Origin of the sequence: Gloeobacter violaceus PCC 7421, from assembly GCF_000011385.1 — a bacterium.
GTDB lineage: Bacteria > Cyanobacteriota > Cyanobacteriia > Gloeobacterales > Gloeobacteraceae > Gloeobacter > Gloeobacter violaceus.
Genome location: NC_005125.1, coordinates 4,229,897 through 4,242,448 on the forward strand (window position 1 = coordinate 4,229,897; position 12,552 = coordinate 4,242,448).

20 protein-coding genes are annotated in these 12,552 nt (G+C 61.0%); 12 read left to right on the forward strand and 8 right to left on the reverse strand.

Annotated elements, in window-relative coordinates:
- Positions 1 to 5: 5 nt before the first annotated feature.
- Positions 6 to 965 carry a toll/interleukin-1 receptor domain-containing protein gene (locus GLL_RS20750; protein WP_011144017.1) on the reverse strand — a complete coding sequence of 320 codons (960 nt, stop codon included), beginning with the start codon at positions 963 to 965 and terminating at the stop codon, positions 6 to 8.
- A gap of 78 nt (positions 966 to 1,043) precedes the next feature.
- Here GLL_RS20750 and GLL_RS20755 point away from each other — a divergent pair, with 78 nt between their 5' ends.
- Entirely contained in the window at positions 1,044 to 1,715 is a 672-nt protein-coding gene (locus tag GLL_RS20755) for a biotin transporter BioY (protein WP_011144018.1), read from the forward strand.
- A gap of 9 nt (positions 1,716 to 1,724) precedes the next feature.
- On the forward strand, positions 1,725 to 1,928 hold the full coding sequence (locus GLL_RS20760; protein ID WP_011144019.1) for a DUF751 family protein: 204 nt from the start codon (positions 1,725 to 1,727) through the stop codon (positions 1,926 to 1,928).
- A gap of 4 nt (positions 1,929 to 1,932) precedes the next feature.
- On the opposite strand, the gene GLL_RS20765 is transcribed toward GLL_RS20760, so the two are convergent.
- Entirely contained in the window at positions 1,933 to 2,151 is a 219-nt protein-coding gene (locus tag GLL_RS20765) for a hypothetical protein (RefSeq protein WP_164929433.1), read from the reverse strand.
- Between the two features lie 93 nt (positions 2,152 to 2,244).
- Here GLL_RS20765 and rbfA point away from each other — a divergent pair, with 93 nt between their 5' ends.
- The 5 genes from rbfA (at position 2,245) to GLL_RS20790 (ending at position 5,722) form a co-directional block, all read left to right on the forward strand.
- Positions 2,245 to 2,634, forward strand: coding sequence for a 30S ribosome-binding factor RbfA (gene rbfA / locus GLL_RS20770; protein ID WP_011144020.1), 390 nt, complete (start codon positions 2,245 to 2,247; stop codon positions 2,632 to 2,634).
- Positions 2,631 to 3,053, forward strand: coding sequence for a hypothetical protein (locus tag GLL_RS20775; protein WP_164929434.1), 423 nt, complete (start codon positions 2,631 to 2,633; stop codon positions 3,051 to 3,053). The genes rbfA and GLL_RS20775 overlap by 4 nt, the downstream gene beginning before the upstream one ends.
- 60 nt (positions 3,054 to 3,113) lie before the next feature.
- Positions 3,114 to 4,334 carry a bifunctional glutamate N-acetyltransferase/amino-acid acetyltransferase ArgJ gene (gene argJ, locus GLL_RS20780; protein WP_011144022.1) on the forward strand — a complete coding sequence of 407 codons (1,221 nt, stop codon included), beginning with the start codon at positions 3,114 to 3,116 and terminating at the stop codon, positions 4,332 to 4,334.
- Between the two features lie 120 nt (positions 4,335 to 4,454).
- Complete coding sequence (locus GLL_RS20785) at positions 4,455 to 5,141, forward strand: hypothetical protein (RefSeq protein WP_164929435.1); 687 nt, start codon at positions 4,455 to 4,457, stop codon at positions 5,139 to 5,141.
- Positions 5,078 to 5,722 carry a hypothetical protein gene (locus tag GLL_RS20790; protein ID WP_164929436.1) on the forward strand — a complete coding sequence of 215 codons (645 nt, stop codon included), beginning with the start codon at positions 5,078 to 5,080 and terminating at the stop codon, positions 5,720 to 5,722. Before GLL_RS20785 ends, GLL_RS20790 begins: the two co-directional genes overlap by 64 nt.
- Positions 5,723 to 5,742: 20 nt before the next feature.
- Here GLL_RS20790 and GLL_RS20795 read toward each other — a convergent pair whose 3' ends face one another.
- From GLL_RS20795 to GLL_RS20805, 3 genes are all read right to left on the reverse strand, one after another.
- Complete coding sequence (locus GLL_RS20795; RefSeq protein ID WP_164929437.1) at positions 5,743 to 6,066, reverse strand: hypothetical protein; 324 nt, start codon at positions 6,064 to 6,066, stop codon at positions 5,743 to 5,745.
- A gap of 4 nt (positions 6,067 to 6,070) precedes the next feature.
- Positions 6,071 to 6,343 carry a helix-turn-helix domain-containing protein gene (locus GLL_RS20800; protein ID WP_011144025.1) on the reverse strand — a complete coding sequence of 91 codons (273 nt, stop codon included), beginning with the start codon at positions 6,341 to 6,343 and terminating at the stop codon, positions 6,071 to 6,073.
- A 71-nt stretch (positions 6,344 to 6,414) separates the two neighbouring features.
- Positions 6,415 to 7,587: a GNAT family N-acetyltransferase gene (locus GLL_RS20805; protein WP_011144026.1), complete on the reverse strand. Its 1,173-nt coding sequence runs from the start codon at positions 7,585 to 7,587 to the stop codon at positions 6,415 to 6,417.
- Between the two features lie 155 nt (positions 7,588 to 7,742).
- Between GLL_RS20805 and GLL_RS20810 the strand changes: the two genes are divergently transcribed.
- The 5 genes from GLL_RS20810 to GLL_RS20830 all read left to right on the forward strand — a co-directional run bounded on the left by GLL_RS20810 (position 7,743) and on the right by GLL_RS20830 (position 11,395).
- Positions 7,743 to 8,918 carry a DNA double-strand break repair nuclease NurA gene (locus GLL_RS20810; protein WP_011144027.1) on the forward strand — a complete coding sequence of 392 codons (1,176 nt, stop codon included), beginning with the start codon at positions 7,743 to 7,745 and terminating at the stop codon, positions 8,916 to 8,918.
- A 37-nt stretch (positions 8,919 to 8,955) separates the two neighbouring features.
- Positions 8,956 to 9,333, forward strand: coding sequence for a peptide chain release factor family protein (locus tag GLL_RS20815; protein ID WP_011144028.1), 378 nt, complete (start codon positions 8,956 to 8,958; stop codon positions 9,331 to 9,333).
- Positions 9,334 to 9,338: 5 nt separating this feature from the next.
- Positions 9,339 to 10,463: a THUMP domain-containing class I SAM-dependent RNA methyltransferase gene (locus GLL_RS20820; protein WP_011144029.1), complete on the forward strand. Its 1,125-nt coding sequence runs from the start codon at positions 9,339 to 9,341 to the stop codon at positions 10,461 to 10,463.
- Positions 10,464 to 10,575: 112 nt separating this feature from the next.
- Entirely contained in the window at positions 10,576 to 10,770 is a 195-nt protein-coding gene (locus GLL_RS20825; RefSeq protein ID WP_011144030.1) for a hypothetical protein, read from the forward strand.
- Positions 10,771 to 10,912: 142 nt separating this feature from the next.
- A complete protein-coding gene (locus GLL_RS20830; RefSeq protein WP_011144031.1) occupies positions 10,913 to 11,395 on the forward strand; it encodes a glutathione peroxidase in 483 nt (160 codons plus the stop codon).
- Position 11,396: 1 nt separating this feature from the next.
- On the opposite strand, the gene GLL_RS20835 is transcribed toward GLL_RS20830, so the two are convergent.
- The 3 genes from GLL_RS20835 to GLL_RS20845 form a co-directional block, all read right to left on the reverse strand.
- Positions 11,397 to 11,885, reverse strand: a complete 489-nt coding sequence (locus tag GLL_RS20835; protein WP_164929438.1) for an HHL1-like protein — start codon at positions 11,883 to 11,885, stop codon at positions 11,397 to 11,399.
- 79 nt (positions 11,886 to 11,964) lie between these two features.
- Entirely contained in the window at positions 11,965 to 12,270 is a 306-nt protein-coding gene (locus GLL_RS20840) for a metal-sensitive transcriptional regulator (RefSeq protein WP_011144033.1), read from the reverse strand.
- Positions 12,267 to 12,476, reverse strand: coding sequence for a heavy-metal-associated domain-containing protein (locus GLL_RS20845; RefSeq protein ID WP_011144034.1), 210 nt, complete (start codon positions 12,474 to 12,476; stop codon positions 12,267 to 12,269). Before GLL_RS20845 ends, GLL_RS20840 begins: the two co-directional genes overlap by 4 nt.
- Positions 12,477 to 12,552: the final 76 nt, after the last annotated feature.

The window sequence follows — 12,552 nt, forward strand, 5'->3', positions numbered from 1 at the left end:
ACAAGCTAACCCACGCCGCTTTGGGTCGTTGAGCCCAACAGCTGGCAGACCAGCCGCTCCAGACCCTCGGCGTAGTGGACCGGTTTTTCGTTCCAGCCGCGAAAGTCGACGATGCTGCGGCTGCTGTAGAGCATCGCAGGCCAACCCATCGCCGTCTGGCCCATGCCGCCGTCGACGCGCAGCGCGTGGATGATTTCGTGCTTTTCCTCGTTCTCGCGCAGAAACACCGCCTCGACCTCCTGCTCGATCCAGCCGCTTTGGAGAGAATCCTCAGAAAGAACCACCAAGAGCCGCTCCCCGCGCCGCAGGGGCTGGTCGATGCCGATTCGGCGCTTCGCCCGGCCGTGGCTTTCCTCGCAAGCGCGCCAGCAGCGCACTCCCATCGTCTGCAGATCGCGGGACAACCGATCGACAAACGCCTGATCCCGGCTGATGTGGCTGATAAAACAACTCGGCGGCAAGACCTGGGCGCTCAAGGTTGGGGCGAAGGCAATCAGCGGTTCGCTCAGGCCGCAGCCGCGCAGGAACACCACGGGCACCTTGCCCGACTTTTCGAGCGTGCGGTGATCGAGCACGCTCGGCCCGTCGTGCACACAGTTTTCTAGATTCTGCACCTCGCCCAGTTCGACATCGGCAAGCACCGTATCGAATAGTCGCGCACCCTCCAGATCCACCGTTCCGAGCACTGCTGCCGTCAGGTTCGCCAGGCGCAAATTCGCCCCGCGCAGATTGGCTCCGTCCAGGTTTGCCTCCCGAAGGAGCGCTCCGGCCAGATTGGCGCGCGCCAGGACACTTTTATGCAAATTGGCCCAACTCAAATCGGCGTCTCGCAGATCCGCCCCGCCCAGATCGAGCCAGCTCAAGTCCGCCCCGGTGAAATCCGGTCGGATGCCCGTGCGCTGACGCCACTGGTTCCAGGTGGGAATGCTCTGCTTGAGCCGGGCTAGATGCTGTTCGTTTGCCATCGATCAAATGCCTCCTGCTGTTGTATTCTCCCGTACAGCACCCGATAATGAGGCGGGTCCCCTTCAAGTTATCCGCCCATGAACTTTCAATCGGATCGCCCGATACCCGGCATCCGTACCACCCTCGGCCTGCCGTTGCCGCGCAAGCGGTGGTTGCCGCTTCCCACCCCCGTCGAAGTGATCTGGGCTCTAGTCGGTCTGGTGCTCACCGTCGGCGGCACCCTCTGCCGCGTGCAGTTGCCCGACCGCTTCCCGCAGTCGATCGCCTTCGGCAGCTGGCCGCCCGCAGTCGAATGGTACTTCGAGCCTGGCTATCCGTTTTCGCTGCAAATCGCGGCGGTGCTTTTCTCGGGCTGCGTCGGCGGACCGGTGGCGGCGGCACTTGCCCAGATGGCCTACCTGGCTCTAGGATTTTCGGGCTTTCCGGTCTTTACCGGCGGGGGGGGCATTGGCTACTTCACCCAACCCCAATCCGGCTACCTGCTTGCCTTTGTACCCGCCGCTGCGCTCACCGGAGTGCTTGCCTTCCGCTGCCGCTCCAACCTCAACTGGCTTGCCGCCAGTGCCCTGGCGGGTCTGGCCATCGTCCATATTGGCGGGCTCGCCGGGTTGCTGGTGCACCTGCCGGTGGGGCCGACCCTCGCCCAGGCGGTCGTCCAGTTCTCGCTGCTGCCGCTGCTGGGTCAGGCGATCGGCGTACTGCTCGCCGCTGGAGCGGGCTGGCTGGTCCGCCGCCTGCTGCTGTCCTAAGATAAAAGCATGGCCAACCAGGACTTCCTCAAGACGATTGCCAAGTACCCGACCTTTCTGGCCGGGGCGCTCTTGGGTATCTTCTTCGCCGCCTTCGGCTGGGCGAAACCGCTGTTTCGCAAACGCCTCAGCGGGGCACTGGCTATTTTGTTCCTCGTCGGCTTCGTTGCCTTCGTCGTTCTGACGGTGCGCGCGATGCTGATGCTCGATTAGTCCGCTAGCCATCCCCCTTGTGCGGACACACCGCGCAGGGCGCTCCGTTGGCACCCAGTCGCGTGGCGTCCTGATGTCCCATGGTGTAGGAGATCCGAATCAGACTGCGGACCACCTGCAGGAGCTTCAAGCTGATGAACGAATCCAACGGCTCCGTGACGTCCAGGAACATCTTCTCCGCGGCCAGCTCAAGCATTTCTGGAGTTTTGATCGGCTGCTGCACTAGTGATTACCTGCGCAAATATACTTAGATGCCATCATAGCGTCAACTTATTCATCTTTTGTTACAGTTGCTACGTTTGAGGAGGGGCCACCGATGAAGACGCACCGACCAGCGAGAGTAGGCGAGTTAATCAAGCGCGAGGTGAGCGACATGCTGCTCAGGGGGCAGATCAAAGATCCGCGCGTGGGAGCGGGCCTGGTGAGCGTCACCGATGTCGAAGTGACGGGCGATCTGCGCCAGGCCAAAATTTTTGTGAGTATCTTCGGCACCCCCGAGGCGCAGAAGTTGACGATGATGGCCCTTGCGGAGGTGACCGGCTTTGTGCGCCAGGAAATCGGCCACCGCATCCGCCTGCGCTATACGCCCGAGATTGCCTTTGTGCAGGATCGGTCGCTGGAGCGGGGGGCGCGCATCACCCGTCTCATCGACGAGATCCGCGCCGAAGAGGAGGCCCGCGCCGCGCACAAGGAGGAGGGCAATTGAATCGCCGCGACCTGGTCTTGTGTTTGGCGGCGGGGTGGCTCTGGCCTGTCGCGGCCCGCGCCCAGCGGGTGATCAACTACCCGCCGCGGGTGCTGGGCACCACTTCCCAGCAAATTAACGCCACCTGCAGTCCCGGTGACCCGCTCATCGGTCAGTTCCTGCCCGCCTTCGGCGCCCAGAGCGTCTCGGCCATCGTCAATTCGGAGGTGCAGGCGACCGCTTATCTCGATGTCACCTCCAACATGTTCGACGAGCGTTCGACGGTGCTGGGGGTCTCCTCTGCGGACTTGCAACCCAAGCAATCGCAGTTGTTGGTGCTGCCGGCTTTTCTGGTCAACATCCAGGCGGTGCGGCTGCGGGTGGTCAACACCGACCGTACCTTCGGCACGGTGGTCGCCACGATCTCGGTGGCGCGATAAATCCTTGCGGGTCTATCGGCGCTTTATAATCGCTGCGGAGTGCTTGCGCGAGGGGCGGCGATGGCGGATTTCGAGTGGATCGATGGCGGGGTGACCGCAGCAAAGGGCTTTCGCGCGGGCGGCATCGCCAGCGGCATCAAACCGAGCGGCAAAACGGATCTGGCGCTCATCTATTCGGAGAACCCCTCGGCGGCGGCCGGGGTATACACCACCAACCTGGTTCAAGCCGCCCCAGTGGCCTATAACCGCAATTTGCTGCAGCAGCGGGGCAAAGCCTGCGCCATCGTGGTCAATTCCGGCAACGCCAACGCCGCCACCGGCAAAGCCGGCGAGGAGGCCGCCATCGAGACCGCCCAGGTCTTTGCCCGTGCGCTCGGCTTCAGCGCCGATCAGGTGCTGGTGGCTTCTACGGGGGTGATCGGGGTGCCGCTGCCCATCGAAAAAATCCGCACCGCCGCCCAGGCTCTGGTCGATGCAGCCACCGAGACCGGCTCCGATGCGGCGGCCGAAGCCATCCTCACCACCGACCTGGTGGCCAAATCCTGCGCGGTGCGCGCGCTCATCGGCGGCAAGACCGTGCACGTGGGCGGCATCGCCAAGGGTTCAGGGATGATCCACCCGCAGATGGCGACGTTGCTGGCCTTCATCACCAGCGACTGCTCGGTGGATATCGACCTGTGGCGGCAGATCGTGGCCAGAGCCACCGACCGCTCCTTCAACCAGATCACCGTCGACGGCGATACCAGCACCAACGACATGCTGCTGGCGCTGGCGAGCGGCGAAGCGAAAAATCCCCGCATACTCGATGCGGCAAGTCCGGAAGCAGGCCTACTCGAACAGATGGTGAGCGCGGTGTGCGTGGATCTGGCCAAAAAAGTCGTGCGCGACGGCGAGGGGGCGACCAAGCTCATCGAGGTGCAGGTGGCAGGCACCGGCGACGACGCCCAGGCGCGCAAGATCGCCCTCACCGTCGCCAGTTCTTCGCTGGTCAAATCGGCGATGTTCGGCAATGATCCCAACTGGGGCCGACTCGCGGCGGCAGCCGGACGGGCGGGGGTTGAATTTGACCCGGCGGCGCTTGCGGTGCGCCTTGGAGCCTTTGCCTTGATGGAGGTGGGCCAGCCGCTTGCTTTTGATCGGGCTGCCGCGTCGGACTACTTGAAAGGCTCAGACACCGTCGAAGTGCATCTGCAGGTCGGCCCCGGAACCGGAAACGGCATCGCCTGGGGCTGCGATCTCAGCTACGACTATGTGAAGATCAACGCCGAGTACACCACCTGAGAAGAGATACTTGTTGGAGGCAGACCTTTAGGGGCTAGAAGCCTTTAAATGCAAGGATGCGGTCGCTTGACAGCCTAGATTATAGTATGTATGCCTCAGAAAGCGTTTTGTGAAGCCCTCATGGAAAATGATGCAAACTCATTTGCAGCTGACTGGGGCAGTTATGTCCAGGAAGACTCCGAAATAGCAATTTCAGATGACGTTTGGTATGATTTTGATGTCGCTTACAGCGATCTGGAGCCAGGTCAGCAGGCTGCTAATTTTAGTTTCCAAGAATCTGACAATCCTAATGACATCCTGCAGTTGCAAGACACTGAACTGAACAGTTATGCCGACAATGTAGTCGAAATATCAGACGAAGAAGACGGTGAACAGCCATCCTATGAAAATTGGATTGCACAAGGATATACAGTAGATCTAAGTGCCGAATTTGATCCGAAAACCGGCAACTACGCTACCGGCCTGCAGCCCAACTCGCTCGGCTGTGACAAAACTGATTATGACGGAAGTCAGACTGACAATGTAAAAGTTGGTTTCTCAGGATTGACTGGAGCGGGTGGAGCAGCTGTCGGATGGGCATTATCGGCGAAGCTGGCGCTACAATACTGGGCGGTCCTGCTGGGGCAATTCTCGGGGGTATTGCAGGCACTGTTTTCGGGAACACTCTCTACAATGCTGGCATTGATGAAGCTAAGCGGAGTCAAGCCGAGTGTCGTGATAAGCGACAGGACGAAGAGTAGCGAATGTCCATCATTATTCGTCCCCCGTTGGCAATCAGGCTGGCTGTGTTTGTCATCTTGCTGCTGATGAGCTCTGCCAGCTTGGCAGCCGTCATAGTCGGAACAGGATGGGATAGGTTTTTGGGTGCAGTTTGTTTAACATTTTTTTGCTTCCAGCTTTTAGGGTCGAAGAATCTTTTGCGCGCAATCCTTATCGATAAAAGCGGATTGCAAATGGACAACTTAAATATTCTATGGGAGAGCATCGAGTTTGTTGATGTTACTTACTTTGGTGGTGGACCAAGTGTAGGTCTGTTGCTGAAAGAGCCTTCTGCAGAGCTTGCCAAGTTGAATACACCGCTCATTAAGCTAGACTTCGTACTTGCGACTTTGGCGGCACCGACGTTGCTACCTCGCACCGTAGGTCTTCTCCAAGTCCGAAACCCTGAACAATTAATGAAGTGGAGCCGTTCCTGGACTGGATTTGACCTGTTGATTCATGAAGGAAAGCTCGATCGCAGTGCTTACAGACTGGCGGAGATGATCCGCCGCCGAATCGGTCAGATGCGACCGATCTGCAGGAAAGAACGTTCTTTTCTATCTACTCTGATCTGGCCGAGTATGGTCGGCTTATTTATCTCTTTGCTTCGGCGCTTGCTGTTGGAATAACGGCTGCTTGACAAGAAGTGTCAATTGACGCCAAAAAGCCAGCGCACCGGCACCCCGCGCGTGAGGGCGAATTCTTGAGTTCCGCGCACCAGCCGGGCGGTGTCGCGGCGGGTGTCGGGGGTCTGGTAATAGCGGCCCAAATAAAATTCGAGGATGCCCGCAAGGCGTTTGAGCCCGCAAGACGTCGGTGGACAGGTAAATTCAATGCACTCGATCTGGTCGAGGTGGCTGTCGAAGACCGGACTGGTGCGCAGCACGATCTGCGATTCGACACCCAATTGGGCGATATGCACGGCGCACTCGCGGCAACTGGCAAAGGGCCAACCCGGAAGATAAAGACGCATCTTTTCAGCCGGCGGCCGGACCGTTACCATAGCGCAGGCTGCAGCAGTTGACTTCATCGATGCAGACTTTGCCCCACTGCAAAGCCCAGCGCACCAGCTCGACACGGTTTTTGGTCTTGGTCTTCTGAAGAATATTGCTCACGTGGTTGTCCACCGTACGTTTGCTGATCTCCAAAACTTCCGCAATGTCTTCATTGGTATGGCCCTGGGCCACCAATTCCAGAATCTGCATCTCCCGGTCAGAGAGGGATTCGCTAGACACGCGGGTCTCAGGCATGGTGATCGAGTAGGTATAAATTCACGTTCACTTACATTCTACGGGATCTGCCGAAATTGAGGATCTTCGGCTCAGATCTCGATGGCCGACTCGGGCAGTTCCTTCATCGGTAGGTCGTTGTTGAGATCGTCGATACCTTCGAGGGTGGCGCGGTTGGCCTGTTTGAGGTGGTCTTCGAGGATTTGCCGAAAGCGTGGATGGTAGATGCGGTGCAGGCTGTAGTTGGGGGTGGCGGCAAAACCGCGGCGCATTTTGAACTGCCCGCCCGCCCCCGGATCGAAGACTTTGAGGCCCATCTCGATAGCCGCTTCCACCGGCTGGTAGTAGCAGGTGCTGAAGTGCAGGAACTTGACCTCCTCGGTGCAGCCCCAGTAGCGGCCGTAGAGATGGTTGCCCTTGCGGATGTTGAAGGACATGGCGAGGATATCTGCTTGCTTGTGGGCGGCGATAAAGACCGTGCGGTGGGCGAAGCACTCGGCGATGAGCTGAAAAAAACGCCGGTTGAGGTACTTGCTGCTCCACATGAATTTGCTGCAGGTGTCGTCGTAGAGCCTGTACATCAGCCCAAAGAGATCCGCCCGGATGCTGTCGCCGGTGTAGGTGGTAAAAGTCAATCCTTCTCGCTCCAGTGCGGCGCGTTCGCGGCGGATGTTGCGGCGCTGGTTGGCGTTGAAGCGCTGCAAGTACTCGTCGAAGTCGCGGTAGCCGCCGTTGACCCACTGGTAATTGTGGGTGATGCGCTCCAGGCAGTCCTGGGCCTGGAAGCGCTCGCGCTCGCGCGGGGCGACGTACAAAAAGCTTGCACTCAAGATGCGGTTGTTGCGCGCGAAGGTGTCGATGGCCTGGGTGATGCCGCTCATCAGCGCGCCCGGCTCCTCGCCCGGGTGCATCAAGAAGCGATAGCCCGCAGCCGGGGTAAAAGGCGTCACCCCCATCAGCTTCGGGTAGTAGCGCAAGCCCATGCGTCCGGCCGCATCCGCCCAGGCGTGGTCGAAGACGAATTCGCCGTAGCTGTGGCCCTTGAGATAAAGCGGCGCCGCTCCCACCAGCCGGCCGCCGCGCCGGGCCACCAGATGGACCGGCTGCCAGCCCTCGCCCGGCGAGACACAGCCGGCGAGTTCCATGCTTCTCAGCCACTCCCACTCCAGAAACGGCGAGCCGTCCCCCACCAGGGTGTTCCATTCGTGCGGGTCGATCGACTGGAGCGAATCCAGCCATTCGCAGGTGAGTTTGGCGGTAGACATAGCGCGGTGCTGCCGACGATTCACATTTATCGTACCCACACCGGCGGGCGGCACGGCCAAATTTGGCACGAAAAGCGCTCCGGCGCTTGCGTTTGGGGGCCGAAGGCGGTAGCTTACGGATAACAACTGTCCACAACTACCACATTTTGAGCGCCATGCTGGACTTTCTGAAGATTGCACGCCAGATGCAGGGGGTGAGCCGCCAGCTCGCCGAGGAAGCGCAGCGCGCCTCGCGCCGCCTCGAAGAAGCCGACCGCGTGCTCGGCTGGGTCCGGCAGAACCAGCAGGCGGTGATTGCCCGCACCGCCGAGGTGCGCTCCAAGATCACGTTTTTGGTGGGCGAGCCGGTCGAACCGCTCGGTGAGAACCATCCGGTCGTCCCGGCACCGCCCGTGCACACGGTGATTGCCACCGACGGTTCGCAGATTGCGCCGAGCCACCACGAGATTGCCTACTGCTCGCTCATCAACGTCGGCAAAGTCTGCCTGCACTACGGCACCGGCGAGCGGCCTTTGCTCGATTCGCAGCCGGAGGTGTTCTACCGCGAAGAGGATCTGTACGGCCCCTGGGGGCTCAACACCGAGGAGTCGCTTGCCCTGCGCCGCTCCAGAGCCGAGATGGAAGTGCTCGCCGATGTGGCCCTCGACTGCGGCGCGGGCGAACGTCCTGCTGTGGCGCTGGTGGACGGCTCCCTTATCTACTGGCAACTTGAGCAGGTCTCCACCAAACACCAGCAGGCGATTCTCGAACCGATGCTGGCCGCCTGGGAGCGGCTGCGCGAACGGCGCATCCCGGTGGCGGGCTACATCAGTTCGTCGCGCTCGGGCGACGCGATCAATTTTTTGCGCCTGCAACTGTGCCCCCATCCCGACCCGGACTGCGACCGCCACTGCACGGGCAACACCGGCCGGGGCGCCCCCTGCGGCATCCTCCACGGTCTGAGCGACCGGCGGCTTTTCGACAAATTGCTCGCTTCCGGCGAGCGCTCGGGCCTGTGGGCGAGTACCTCCCGCATTCTTGAGCACTACGGACCGCACCGCGTCCACTTTTGTTATCTGCACGTCGGCTCGGAGATCGCCCGCGTCGAGATGCCCGCGTGGGTGGCCCTCGACGGCGAGTTGCGCGAGCGGGTGCTGGGAGCGTGCCTCGCTCAAGTCGAAAAAGGTTTCGGCTATCCGGTGGCGCTGGCCGAGGCCCACAACCGGGCGGTGGTGCAGGGGGGCGACCGGGCGCGCTTTTTTGCGATGCTCGAAGCCGCCCTGCTCAAAGCCGGCCTCAACGACGTGCGCGTCTCGCGCAAAGAAGCGCGCAAGCGCGGCAGCATCGCTTAGCAGCCCATCCCTTAGACGTTCCTGCTAGCCTGTAAATATGGAACTGATTCGGAATCACGAGCGCGATTTGCCCGCATATCCCCTCGACCGGGAGGCGCTGGAGCGCGACTGTACTCTGGAATTTGTGATTGCCAGTGGACCCGGCGGACAGCACCGCAACAAGACCGAAAGCGGCGTGCGGCTGACCCACCGCCCAAGCGGCGTCGTGGTCAGCGCCACCGAGCGGCGCTCCCAGCACCAGAACCGGGAAGTGGCCTTCGAGCGCATGGCCGCCAAGCTCGCCGATCTGCAGCGGGTTCGGGCTCCCCGCAAACCGACCCGCAAACCCCGGGCGGCCAAATTGCGCGATCTCGAAGCGAAAAAACGCCGCTCCGCCATCAAGCGCGCCCGCTCCGGCCGCGATCTGGCCGAATAGACGCTGTGGAACGCTACTTTGCCACCGTCGCCCGCGGCCTCGAAGCGGTCGCCGCCGCCGAACTGGAGCGACTTGGGGCGCAGCGGGTGGAAGCGGCCTTTGCCGGGGTGCAGTTCCGGGGGGATCGAGCGCTGCTGTATCGGGTCAACCTCTGGGCGCGCACGATCTTTCGGGTGCTGGCGCCCATCGCCGAATTTGCGGCACCGGACCGCGAGCGACTCTACCGGGCCGTCCAAAAAATTGACTGGCAGCGCTACGTGCCGGTGGAGGCGACGCTCGCGGTCGATGCCACCGGCGGCAATGCCCGGCTCAACCATACCCACTTCACCGCCCTGCAGGTCAAAAACGCGATCGTCGATCAGCAGCGCGACCGCACGGGCAGGCGATCGAGCGTCGATGCTCACCGGCCCGATGTGCGGCTCAACATCCACATCGACAACGATCGCGCCGTGCTCAGTCTCGACAGTTCCGGCGAGAGCCTGCACCGGCGGGGCTACCGCCCGGCGATGGGGGCGGCGCCCCTCAAAGAAACCCTGGCCGCGGCCCTTATCGAGCTTGCCGGCTGGGATCCCGCCCAGGCGTTTGTCGATCCGCTCTGCGGTTCCGGAACGCTGCCGCTCGAAGCGGCCACCAAAGCGCTCGCCATTGCTCCGGGCTTGTTTCGCGACCGTTTCGGCTTCGAGGGCTGGCCGGACTTTGACCAACCGCTGTGGGAAAGCCTGCGCGCCGAGGCGAAGTCCATGCAGCGCACCCAATTGTCTGCACCGATAGCAGGCAGCGACAGCGATGTGGAGGTGTTGCAACTGGCCAGGGAGAACGCCCGCCGCTGCGGGGTCGAAAAACTCGTCACCTGGAGCGCCACCGAACTTGCGCACCTCGAAGCGCCGAGCGACCGGGGTGTCATCCTCTGCAACCCGCCCTACGGCGAGCGCCTCGGGGAGGCATCGGCGTTGGGCGAACTCTATTCCAGCCTTGGCGACGTGTTCAAACAGCGATTCAAAGGCTGGCAAGCGGGCATTCTGACCGGCAACCGCGAACTGGCCAAGCAGATCGGCCTGCGCCCTTCGCGCCGTCTGCCGGTGTTCAACGGGTCGCTGGCGTGCACCCTTTTGCTCTACGAGCTGTACTGAAAAGCCCGACAGCTATGCAACCGGAAGGAGAAAGCATTGTGTCCATCGGCAGAGGGGATAGCTGCCTTCTGAGCACTAACTTTGACTCACGAACTCGCACAGGGCCACGGCCATGGATTACCTTGAAACCGCCAAAGATATGCCCGAGACGCTACGCAGCTCGATCGAAATGCTAATGCTCGATACCACCGAGCCGCTCGATCCGCTGCTGTCGCTCAAGCTTACCAACCTGACGATGAATGTTGCAAAGATCGTCTACATGATGGGACTGCAGGACGGCCGCTCCGGCTCCTCTTTCTACTCCTGATCGCACACAGCATTGCAAAGCCGAAAATAATTATATTTGTGCATCGTATGTAGTGCCAAAATGTGTGGCTTACTTGTAAATTCGGCCGAAGCGTTTGTTCGGTGGTAGCATCTGGAGGCTGTAAGCGAAAGCGGAGATTTCAGTGGCTACCGTCAGCGATATCACCGTCCAGACAGTAGATGGGCAGGCCCGTTCCCTTGGCAGATACAAAGGTCAGGTGCTGCTTATCGTCAACGTCGCTTCCTACTGTGGCTACACGCCCCAGTACGCGGGCCTCGAAAAGCTCTACCGCCGCTATAAAGATGCCGGGTTGCGGGTACTGGCCTTTCCCTGCAACGACTTTGGAGGGCAGGAGCCGGGTTCCAACGCCGAGATTGCCGAGTTTTGCAGCCGCTACGATGTCAGCTTCGAGCTGTTCGACAAGGTGGGTGCGCGCGGCTACTACAAGCATCCCCTTTACGTCCGCCTGAGTGAAGCGGCTGAGCCTGCGGGGGAAGTGTCCTGGAATTTTGAAAAGTTTTTAATCGCTAAATCGGGGGAGATCGTGGGCCGCTACCGCAGCGGTATCGGCCCGGAAGATCCGCAACTGGTCGCCGATATCGAACGCGAACTGGCGAAAAGTTAGCCTATTTCTTGTTGCCTTTGCTGCCCTTAACTTTGCTGTCCTTGACCGCATCGCCGAACTTGCTGTTCAGGAAGCTGCGGAACTTGTTGATCAAGTTGGGTTTCGGGCGCTGGGCCGGCTGGATCGCGTCGTCGGGAAATTCCTTGCGCCTAAAACCGTACTCCAGTGGATTGGTGGCCTTGCGCAAAGCGGCGTACTGCCTGAGGGCGCTCTGGCGCAGTTTTTCTTCGGAATCGAAAATTGCCTGCTCGACGAGATTAGAAGCAACAGCGATTGCTCCGGCCGCCTTCCACTCGTCCTGGCCGGACTCGCGCACGAAAATTTCAAAGGTCGGCTCGCCTTTTTTCTCAGCTGCCTCGTAGCGGCGGCGCGCCTGAAATTCTTCGTCACTCAGCCGCGGTGCCGCACGACGGCGCTTGGGCGCGGCAGGTTTGGCGGGCTCGACGGGTTTGCCGAAGCCTTTCGGTTGGGGGTCCGATTGCTCTGCCATTGTTTCTCCTTGCACTGGGTCCGGTCTTTCGATTATCGCGGCAAAGGCGGCGCGTGCGGCGAATCGATTGCCCGGCTCATCAATGGTACTTGAGCGCTTCCATCAATTCTTCGACGATCCGGCCCTGGTCGCCCCGCTCGTGGGCGGTGGTGACGTGCGCTTCGAGGTGACCGCGCAGAACCACCTCCCCGGCCCGGCTTAGGGCTCCCTGCACCGCCTTGAGCTGGCGAAGCACATCGATGCAGTAGATCTCGGGGTCGTCGAGCATCTTCTGGATGCTCTCAAGATGACCTTTGGCAATGGCAAGCCGGCGGGCCGCCTGTTTGCGGCTTTCCACCGGCATGCACAGATGGTGGGTTGCACCCTGGACGGCTTTTTTGCTCATCGTGCCCCCACCACTTCCACTCCAAACCCTTGGGCGTCGACAGCCGCCGTGAGCCGCTCAGGGTCGGCGTCCCCTTCGACGATTGCCCGTCCGGTGCTCAGATCCACCGTCACGGCCGCAACACCCGGCTGCGCCTGGAGAATCCGGGCGACGCCCGCCTCACAACCGGCGCAGGTCATGCCGGTAATCTTCAACTCGATGGCCATGTCTTCAACCTCCTCTACCGTTGACCCCCCTGGGGAGGGTATAAAATTATTCTACTGCTGTCTTGGCTCCGGCGAC

Excerpts from the sequence above, each read along its gene's own strand:
- GLL_RS20810 (WP_011144027.1), top strand. The coding sequence starts at position 7,743 with ATGCTGGACTTTCTGAAGATTGCACGCCAGATGCAGGGGGTGAGCCGC.
- GLL_RS20840 (WP_011144033.1), bottom strand. The coding sequence starts at position 12,270 with ATGAGCAAAAAAGCCGTCCAGGGTGCAACCCACCATCTGTGCATGCCG.
- GLL_RS20815 (WP_011144028.1), top strand. The coding sequence starts at position 8,956 with ATGGAACTGATTCGGAATCACGAGCGCGATTTGCCCGCATATCCCCTC.
- GLL_RS20790 (WP_164929436.1), top strand. The coding sequence starts at position 5,078 with ATGTCCATCATTATTCGTCCCCCGTTGGCAATCAGGCTGGCTGTGTTT.
- GLL_RS20760 (WP_011144019.1), top strand. The coding sequence starts at position 1,725 with ATGGCCAACCAGGACTTCCTCAAGACGATTGCCAAGTACCCGACCTTT.
- GLL_RS20750 (WP_011144017.1), bottom strand. The coding sequence starts at position 965 with ATGGCAAACGAACAGCATCTAGCCCGGCTCAAGCAGAGCATTCCCACC.
- GLL_RS20755 (WP_011144018.1), top strand. The coding sequence starts at position 1,044 with ATGAACTTTCAATCGGATCGCCCGATACCCGGCATCCGTACCACCCTC.
- GLL_RS20845 (WP_011144034.1), bottom strand. The coding sequence starts at position 12,476 with ATGGCCATCGAGTTGAAGATTACCGGCATGACCTGCGCCGGTTGTGAG.
- GLL_RS20785 (WP_164929435.1), top strand. The coding sequence starts at position 4,455 with ATGGAAAATGATGCAAACTCATTTGCAGCTGACTGGGGCAGTTATGTC.
- GLL_RS20825 (WP_011144030.1), top strand. The coding sequence starts at position 10,576 with ATGGATTACCTTGAAACCGCCAAAGATATGCCCGAGACGCTACGCAGC.
- GLL_RS20795 (WP_164929437.1), bottom strand. The coding sequence starts at position 6,066 with ATGCGTCTTTATCTTCCGGGTTGGCCCTTTGCCAGTTGCCGCGAGTGC.
- rbfA (WP_011144020.1), top strand. The coding sequence starts at position 2,245 with ATGAAGACGCACCGACCAGCGAGAGTAGGCGAGTTAATCAAGCGCGAG.
- GLL_RS20800 (WP_011144025.1), bottom strand. The coding sequence starts at position 6,343 with ATGCCTGAGACCCGCGTGTCTAGCGAATCCCTCTCTGACCGGGAGATG.
- argJ (WP_011144022.1), top strand. The coding sequence starts at position 3,114 with ATGGCGGATTTCGAGTGGATCGATGGCGGGGTGACCGCAGCAAAGGGC.
- GLL_RS20835 (WP_164929438.1), bottom strand. The coding sequence starts at position 11,885 with ATGGCAGAGCAATCGGACCCCCAACCGAAAGGCTTCGGCAAACCCGTC.
- GLL_RS20805 (WP_011144026.1), bottom strand. The coding sequence starts at position 7,587 with ATGTCTACCGCCAAACTCACCTGCGAATGGCTGGATTCGCTCCAGTCG.